This is a genomic window from Photobacterium lucens (assembly GCF_009873615.1).
Taxonomy (GTDB): domain Bacteria; phylum Pseudomonadota; class Gammaproteobacteria; order Enterobacterales; family Vibrionaceae; genus Photobacterium; species Photobacterium lucens.
The window spans coordinates 1-8522 of sequence record NZ_SSMG01000289.1 but is presented as its reverse complement, the minus strand read 5'-3'; the positions used below and the strand labels follow the sequence as shown (position 1 = coordinate 8522).

Here is an 8522-nt window from a genome sequence, read left to right as displayed (position 1 = left end):
GTAATTATTTTCTTGATATTAAGGTGAGTATTATGAGTAGTGCATTCTATATTCCTACAGTTAACTTCATGGGTGCTGGTTGTCTTACACAAGCAGCAGACGCAATTAAATCTCACGGTTTTAAAAAAGCATTAATTGTTACCGATAAAGTATTGAACCAGATTGGTGTTGTGACTCAAGTGGCTGTATTGCTAACTGAGCGTGATATTGATTCTGTGGTTTATGATGGTACTCAACCAAACCCAACCATTAAAAATGTGGATGAAGGCTTAGCGTTATTAAAAGAAAACCAATGTGATTTTGTAATTTCGTTAGGCGGTGGTTCACCACATGACTGCGCGAAAGGTGTTGCGTTATTAGCGGCAAACGGTGGTCAAATTGGTGACTACGAAGGTGTTGATCGCTCAGCAAAAGCACAGTTACCTGTGGTTGCTATTAACACTACAGCAGGTACTGCTTCTGAAATGACTCGCTTCTGTATTATTACGGATGAAGAGCGTCATATTAAGATGGCGATTGTAGATAAGAACACCACGCCATTAATGTCTGTCAATGATCCACAATTAATGTTGGCAAAACCGTCATCACTGACTGCAGCAACAGGTATGGATGCGTTAACTCACGCTATTGAAGCGTATGTTTCAATTGCGGCAACACCAATCACAGATGCGGTTGCAATTAAAGCGATTGAGTTAATTCAACAAAACCTACGTACCGCAGTGAAAGAAGGTCAAAACCTTAATGCTCGTGAGCAAATGGCGTATGCGCAGTTCATGGCGGGTATGGCATTTAACAACGCATCACTCGGTTATGTACATGCGATGGCGCACCAGTTAGGCGGCTACTACAACCTTCCTCATGGTGTATGTAATGCTGTATTACTGCCGCATGTTCAACGCTACAACGCACAGGTATCAGCGGAGCGCTTACGTGATGTTGCAAAAGCGATGGGCGTTAATGTGGAAAACATGACTGCAGAGCAGGGTGCAGACGCTGCACTTAAAGCTATTGTGGCGCTATCTAAAGATGTGGGTATTCCATCTGGCCTAAAAGAGCTTGGTGTGAAGGAAGAGGATGTGGCGTTATTGGCTGATAATGCGCTGAAAGATGCTTGTGGTTTCACTAACCCTAAACAAGCAACGCATGAAGAAATTTCACAGATCTTTATGGCTGCAATGTAATTGCTAACGTAATGAGATAGTAAAAAGGCAATCAGATGATTGCCTTTTTTATTACTCGTTGTTTATTGCTTAATTAAGAGCAACTTACAATAGGGGACTAAACATATAAAAGAAGCGTTCAACGAGCTTGTTCTTCATCGAACGTTTACTCCATTGTTCTTTATCTACTTCATCTGAATCAGCAATGTAGCTTTGCTGTAGTTGGCTTAGCTCTTGGGTAAAGACAATATTATCGACAGCCATAGTCACTTCAAAGTTGAGCCACAAGCTACGCATGTCCAAATTCACCGTACCAATTAAGCAGTGGCTTTCATCAATCACTACCGATTTGGTGTGTAATAAACCGCCATGGAAGCGATGAATATGCACGCCTGATTCTAATAGATCACTAAAGAATGAACGGCTTGCCCATTCCACCATCACAGAGTCATTCTTACGTGGGATCACAACATGTACTTCAACGCCACGCTCTGCCGCTCCTTTCATTGCATGTAATAAATGCTCACTTGGGACAAAGTAAGGCGTAGTGATCACCACTGAGCGTTGCGCTTGGTAAATACTCAGCAGTAACACTTGATGGATAATATCATCCGGCATGCCGGGACCTGACGGGATCACTTGTACCGTGTCTTTATGGGCTGTATCAATAGCGCACGACGGTAAAGGTGGTAAGAAACGTTGCCCTGTTTCTACTTCCCAATCCCACGCTTGAATACAATTTAATACCGATACTGTTGGGCCAGAAATGCGTACCATTACATCAACCCATTGGCCAACACCTGCATCGATTTTAAAGAATGCAGGATCGACCAAGTTCATTGAACCTGTGTAAGCGATGTGGTCATCAATTACGACAATTTTACGGTGTAGGCGCAGATCAAGGCGACGGAAGAACATACGAAATGGTGAAACGGCTAAGGCTTCAACCAATTCAATACCTGCACCACGCATCAGTTTAGGCCAATGCGATTGGAAGAAACGCATACTGCCAGCAGAATCTAATAATAAACGTACTTTTACCCCACGTTTACAGGCTTGGATGAGTGCGACACCCACTTCATCCGCCAGACCACCCGGGTTCCAAATATAAAATTCAAGATGGATAGAGTGTTGTGCTTGGTTAATATCAGCGATCAGTGAACGTAAAATTTCTTGAGGTGATGATTGTAGCGATAGATCATTGCCTATTAACCCGGGAATGCCTAAGCGATTTTCACATAAATCACTGATTGGTTTGGCTACCAGAGTCATTTGTTGGGGTTGATGCCCCGGACAATCATTGAGTTGCTTAAACCAGTTTCCAAAAGGCAAGAACATTTCACGAGCACGTTCAGCGCGTTTTTTGCCAAGGTTTAATTCACCAAATAATAGATATGCGATGACCCCACCGATAGGTACGATGTAAATGATCATCATCCAAGCGAGTGAAACACCCACAACTCGACGTTTAAAAACGACACGGACTGTGACTGCTGCAATCAGGAGCCAATAAGCGAAGACGCCAATCCACGTTAAGACTTGATAAAATTGTTCCATCAAAAGACTTCGTTGTTTAAAAAATACGTTATCGACATATAGTGCATTGAAATATCAGAAAATCCTAGTATGCAGTTTATCTATTAGCTCAAAATGCGTGAAAAATCAGTTTTTATATGTTTTAAATCATGCATTTTTTGTACCTTTCGTGTTTTCTCTAAGTGAAATACGATAGGGATAACATCTACTATAAGAACTCTGATATGTGCGTTTATTTTTAGCACGACTTTTTCTTTTTTGCTGAGCTAGTTATACTCGCCCGCTCATTTTCAGTAGGAAATTCCATGTTTACTCTTGTTTACCAGCATCCTGATTTTCTTGTGATCAATAAACATCCTGGGATCAGTGTCCATAAAGATGATAATGATCAGCCGTTACTTGCCGCTGTTGCTGAGCAAACAGGAGATGAAAAGCTGTATCTGATCCATCGCCTCGACAAGATGACATCAGGGTTATTGTTGTTAGGACGCAATAAAGAAGCGGCTTCGATTTTATCTTCTAATTTTGCTGAACGTGTGGTCGAAAAGTTTTATGTTGCGATTGGTACGAAAAAGCCGAAGAAAAAACAAGGTGTGGTGATTGGTGATATGTCACGTTCACGCCGTAGCAGCTGGAAGTTAGAAAGCACCAAAGAGAACCCTGCGGTAACGCAGTTTTTCTCTGCTGCGGCAGGAGAGGGGCGTCGCGTCTTTTTGTGTAAGCCACATACGGGAAAAACCCATCAAATTCGCGTTGCTTTGCGTAGTGTCGGTTCAGGTATTACTGGCGATGATATTTACGGTACAGAAGCGGCTGATCGTGGTTATTTACATGCTTATGCCTTGTCATTTCCTTATAAAGGTGAAACGCAACGTTTTATTTGCCCGCCAACTGAAGGCGAACTATGGCAAGTGGCAGAAACGCAACAAGCATTAACTGAGTGGCAGCAGCCGTGGCAATTAGCTTGGCCTGTTTTGCCTCATAAAAAGTCATAGCGTCTGTGTGGTGATTTTCCGCAGTTTGCTTTTCGCTTTGTTAAATCGAGTAGCAACTGTGGAAATCACGAGCGATTAAACTGCATATTTATCTGATCACTATCACTCTGAGTAGGGTTAACGTATAATGACCGCCTAGGATCAACCTAGCACAGAGAAAGACCATGCGTATTGCCCGCACACGAAACCGTAGAAAGCAAATCAACAATAAACGACAGCAACGTCATTGTCGTTATCGGGCTCAGCAATTCTTTCATTCTATTGATCGTTCCCATTCTTCTCTTTATTTCCCAGCGCATCCTGCCGCTCACGCTTCTCCTTTTCTTGTATCACCTGCTCTTATTTACTGTAATTATCCAGCGTTTATACCTTCTTTTATTAATAGTGAAACGTCCTCGACGCCAATGCCATGCGCTTTGTTACTCGCAGCATAAACAATACTTGCGCTGAAACTGGCATTCTTATTGTCAGTGGTTAAAATAGCGCTCTTAATTCACTATATAGTTTGAAGTTATGGAAATAAGTGCATTACCCACTTTAGAAGCGCACCTCGTCGCTGCATTGTCTACACCACCAACAGAAGTGCGTCGACTATTTCATGGTCGTGGACGCTGCTGGCAAGGGCTAGAGCAAATCACGGTTGATTGGTTGCAAGGTCAAGTACTTGTTTCTTTATTTAAAGAGCCTTCAGCTGAGTTCTTAGCTGAACTTACTACTTTGCTGAATAAGCTGACTGAAACTGCAGAATGGCAACACAGTGGTGCGAGATCGTTATTGCTTCAACATCGTGATCGTCTTGGTTCACCTATGGACGTGATCTGGGGTGAAACCTCTGAATACCAAGATGTGATTGAAAGTGGCTTAGTGTACAAGTTGGATCTTGGACGTAAGCAAAATAACGGCTTATTCCTTGATATGCGTTTTGGTCGCGATTGGGTTCGTGAGCAAGCTGAAGGTAAGCGTGTGCTTAACTTATTTGCTTACACATGTGGTTTTTCTGTCGCGGCCATTGCTGGTGGTGCAGAGCACGTGGTGAACCTTGATATGGCGAAAGCGGCACTCAACCGTGGTCGTGATAATCACCATTTAAATAAGCATGATTTAAAGAAAGTGAGTTTCTTAGGCCATGAGCTATTTAAATCATGGGGCAAAGTGCGTAAATACGGCCCGTATGATCTGATCATTATCGACCCGCCATCGTTCCAAAAAGGTAGCTTTGCGTTAACCAAAGATTATCAAAAAATCTTACGTCGTCTGCCTGAATTACTAACGGAAAACGGCACTGTGTTAGCGTGTGTTAATGATCCTAGTATTACTTCTGACTTTTTAATTGAAGGTATGGCAGCAGAAGCGCCAGAGCTAGTATTTGAAAAGCGTTTAGAGAATCCACCTGAGTTTAAAGATGTTGAACCAGAGGGTGGTTTAAAAGCTTTAGTGTTTCAGCGCAAGTAATTGAAACTAAACATTGATGCAACAACTTTCTTATCCCTTATGTTTTTAATGTAAGGGATTTTTTGTATCTAATTTATGATTTCTTAGTGATAAAAATGGGTAAATTATCACATTACCATATATTCAACGTTACTAACCTCTTCATAATTAAGACGAATGTTGCAATTTTGTAGCGACTGACAAATACTGAAAAGACAGGACAAAAATAAAAACGTAGGGAAGCGAGTTAGCTGGTTTAGGTTAACCGAATAGCGAACATACATTAAGGGATGTGTAATTATGTTTAAGTCTTTTTTTCTCGATCGCCGTTGGTTCTTATGGTCGATCCTCGGTAGTGCCTTAATTCTGTATGTGACTTGGTATAAGGTGCAGATAGACGTTGAGGTGAATGAGTGGTTTGGTACTTTCTATGATTTGATTCAGAAAGCACTTGCTAAACCTAATGCCGTGACATTTGAAGAGTTTCTATCTAGCTGTATCGATTTTTTCAACATTGTTTCTATCTACATCATTATTGCAGTGATGCTTGATTTCTTCGTTCGACATTATGTTTTCCGCTGGCGAACCGCAATGAATGATTACTACATGTCGCACTGGGATAAAATTCATCATATTGAAGGTGCATCTCAACGCGTACAAGAAGATACCATGCGTTTCGCACGTATTGTGGAAGGGCTAGGAGTGAGCTTTATGCGCTCACTGATGACCTTGTTTGCTTTCTTACCTATCTTGTGGGTATTGAGTGAAAATATTACTGAATTACCTTGGATTGGCGAAGTTGATCGTTCTTTAGTTTACCTTGCTATTATCTCGGCATTATTTGGTACCGTATTGCTTGCCATCGTAGGCGTGAAATTACCCGGGCTGGAATTTAAAAACCAAAAAGTAGAAGCGGCATATCGTAAAGAGCTAGTGTTTGGTGAAGATCAAAATAATCGTGCCCAGCCTGAAACGGTTGGTGAGCTGTTCTTTAATGTGCGTAAGAATTATTTCAATCTTTATCGTCATTACTTATATTTTGATATCGCGAAATGGTCATATATTCAGTACACGGTGATTGTGCCTTATATCGCACTGGGGCCTGCGATTGTATCGGGAGCATTAACATTAGGGGTGTTACAACAGATCTTACGTGCTTTTGGTAAGGTAGAAGAATCATTTCAGTTCTTGGTGCATTCGTGGAGTACGATTGTTGAATTGATGTCGATTTATAAACGATTGAAAGCGTTTGAAGTGCAAATCAATGAAGCGATTACGGCTGAAGATGTAGCAGCGGATGAACAGATTTAAGCGTTTTATTGAATGCAAATAAGATCAAAAAAGCCCATGTAAATAGTGTATTTACGTGGGCTTTATTCTTACTACAACTGTGGCTTATTTAATTGATGAACAGAAGTCTTTAGAAATAACTTGCTGTGCCATTGTACGGCCACTGATGTCTTTTATGGTGATTTGATAGTTCACGCCATTATCAAATAGTGGAATGATTTCTGGGTTACGACAGTAGTTGGCTGCTGCTGTTTTTGCTGCACGTGATGGTGTAATTGCACTTTTACCACCGTAAATCACATTGATTTTTACCGTACTACCAGAAGCATAAGCCTGAGTGATTTGGTAAGCATCGATTTTAGGATAAGGTGCTTTGCTATCAATGGCTGCTGCACGGCTTTGTGCTAGAGATTCTGCAACTTGTTGCTTTTCGTGCGAAGCACAGCCACTTAATAGTAATACACCTAGAGATGCTGTAATTAGCGCTTTATTGATGGATAATTTCACGATCTAGTCCTTAAGCTGCTAATTATGGAAGCACTTTTTTAAATGGCTTCACGATGACATTTGCGTAAACGCCTGCATCAATATAAGGATCGGCATCAGCCCATTGTTGTGCTTGCTCTAAAGAGTCAAATTCAGCGATAACTGTTGAACCAGTAAAGCCTGCTTCGCCAGGGTTGTCACTATCGATTGCTGGCATTGGACCTGCAACTAATAGACGGCCTTGCTCTTGAAGCTCTTTTAAACGCGCAAGGTGCTTTTCACGCACACTCATACGACGCTCTAGGCTATTTTCTACGTCTTGAGAAAAAATGACGTACCACATTATTGTTCTCCCTAATAAAGTACAGAGGTGATAGCAATAAATATCTGCTATCTATTTTGTTATACCCAAGCAACCTCAAGATGCCGTGTTCAGCGAGACGACCTTAGTTCTCAGGCGCGGCAACGATTCGAAGATATAGTGGTTCTACATTGAGAATCGTTAACAAAGTCTGAGAGCTAAGGGCGCTCGCCCTTTGGGAGCGTGTCACTGAGCCGACTTCTTGCGTCAGACAACTTGGAAAGAGCTCGCTATTCCGCTTCGTTGTCTTCCTTGAATTCAACTCAGTGACTTCGCTCTGAATCAGGCATCTTGAAGTCGCTTGGGTATATTCTATTTCCCCATAGTAACCAATAAAAAAAGCACTAACTAGGCGTTAGTGCTTTTTTGTCGGCTAATGTTGTACTTGTTGGCAAAAAAATGACGTGAACAACTAGGCTTTTACGATAGGGCGAGGGCGACCTTCGCTATTAATAGCGACGTAGTTAAAGGTTGCTTCACACACACGATAACGATCGCCAACAGCTTCAACACTAACAGGCTTAACCCATACTTCCAGTGCGACACTCATTGATGTATTACCGATGCGTTTACATTCACCATAGCAGCACACTACATCACCAACACTAACAGGGGCTTTAAATTCAATTTTATCAACAGATACGGTCACAACACGACCGCCTGAGATTTCTTTCGCTAAGATAGCACCAGCCAAATCGAGTTGTGACATGATCCAACCACCAAAGATATCACCGTTGGCGTTGGTGTCGGCTGGCATGGCAAGCGTGCGAAGCAGAAGCTGTCCGCGTGGGATATTATTTTCAGTGTTCATGGTTCTACAACTTTTTACTGGTTATTGTCACTTTTCGGTAAGTGGCGATAAATATAGCCACCCGTTAAGAAGGTAAAGAGCAGGGTTAATGCAAGCAACCCAAATACCTTAAAATCTACCCAGATATCGAGCGGGAAATTGAATGCAATATAGACGTTTACTACAGCACAGACAACAAAAAACACACTCCATGCAAGGTTAATTCGTAACCACACAGCTTCAGGTAAACTGATTTCTTTACCCAGCATGCTTTTAATTAATGGCTTACCCATAAATTGGCTAATTAAAAGTGCTAAAGCAAAGATGGCATAGATGATGGTGACTTTCCATTTGATGAAGTTTTCATCGTGTAGAAAAATAGTTAAACCACCAAAAATTGCTACTAACACAAAGGTCACTAACTGCATTTTTTCGACTTTTTTGTAGATGAACCATGTCACTACAATTTGTAC

Annotated in this window: 9 protein-coding genes; 4 read left to right on the top strand and 5 right to left on the bottom strand. The window is 41.6% G+C overall.

Going from position 1 to position 8522, the window contains the following annotated elements; genetic code table 11:
• The first annotated feature begins 32 nt into the window (after positions 1 to 32).
• A complete protein-coding gene (gene yiaY, locus E5A76_RS12625; RefSeq protein ID WP_053988375.1) occupies positions 33 to 1181 on the top strand; it encodes an L-threonine dehydrogenase in 1149 nt (382 codons plus the stop codon).
• 84 nt (positions 1182 to 1265) lie between these two features.
• On the opposite strand, the gene cls is transcribed toward yiaY, so the two are convergent.
• Positions 1266 to 2717 (bottom strand): cardiolipin synthase, encoded by a 1452-nt coding sequence (gene cls, locus E5A76_RS12620; RefSeq protein WP_053988374.1) that lies wholly within the window; start codon positions 2715 to 2717, stop codon positions 1266 to 1268.
• Between the two features lie 284 nt (positions 2718 to 3001).
• On the opposite strand from cls, the gene E5A76_RS12615 reads away from it, so the two are divergent.
• The 3 genes from E5A76_RS12615 (at position 3002) to sbmA (ending at position 6433) form a co-directional block, all read left to right on the top strand.
• Positions 3002 to 3691, top strand: a complete 690-nt coding sequence (locus E5A76_RS12615) for a TIGR01621 family pseudouridine synthase (protein WP_161119141.1) — start codon at positions 3002 to 3004, stop codon at positions 3689 to 3691.
• A 513-nt stretch (positions 3692 to 4204) separates the two neighbouring features.
• Complete coding sequence (locus tag E5A76_RS12610; protein WP_161119140.1) at positions 4205 to 5143, top strand: class I SAM-dependent methyltransferase; 939 nt, start codon at positions 4205 to 4207, stop codon at positions 5141 to 5143.
• A 279-nt stretch (positions 5144 to 5422) separates the two neighbouring features.
• Positions 5423 to 6433: a peptide antibiotic transporter SbmA gene (gene sbmA, locus E5A76_RS12605; protein ID WP_161119139.1), complete on the top strand. Its 1011-nt coding sequence runs from the start codon at positions 5423 to 5425 to the stop codon at positions 6431 to 6433.
• A gap of 84 nt (positions 6434 to 6517) precedes the next feature.
• Here sbmA and gspS2 read toward each other — a convergent pair whose 3' ends face one another.
• The 4 genes from gspS2 to E5A76_RS12585 all read right to left on the bottom strand — a co-directional run.
• Complete coding sequence (gene gspS2 / locus E5A76_RS12600; RefSeq protein ID WP_053988370.1) at positions 6518 to 6919, bottom strand: type II secretion system pilot lipoprotein GspS-beta; 402 nt, start codon at positions 6917 to 6919, stop codon at positions 6518 to 6520.
• A 22-nt stretch (positions 6920 to 6941) separates the two neighbouring features.
• Complete coding sequence (locus tag E5A76_RS12595) at positions 6942 to 7241, bottom strand: YciI family protein (protein WP_053988369.1); 300 nt, start codon at positions 7239 to 7241, stop codon at positions 6942 to 6944.
• A 430-nt stretch (positions 7242 to 7671) separates the two neighbouring features.
• Positions 7672 to 8070, bottom strand: a complete 399-nt coding sequence (yciA, locus tag E5A76_RS12590; RefSeq protein ID WP_053988368.1) for an acyl-CoA thioester hydrolase YciA — start codon at positions 8068 to 8070, stop codon at positions 7672 to 7674.
• 14 nt (positions 8071 to 8084) lie between these two features.
• A partial coding sequence (locus E5A76_RS12585; RefSeq protein WP_161119138.1) for a septation protein A occupies positions 8085 to 8522 on the bottom strand: 438 nt, incomplete at its 5' end.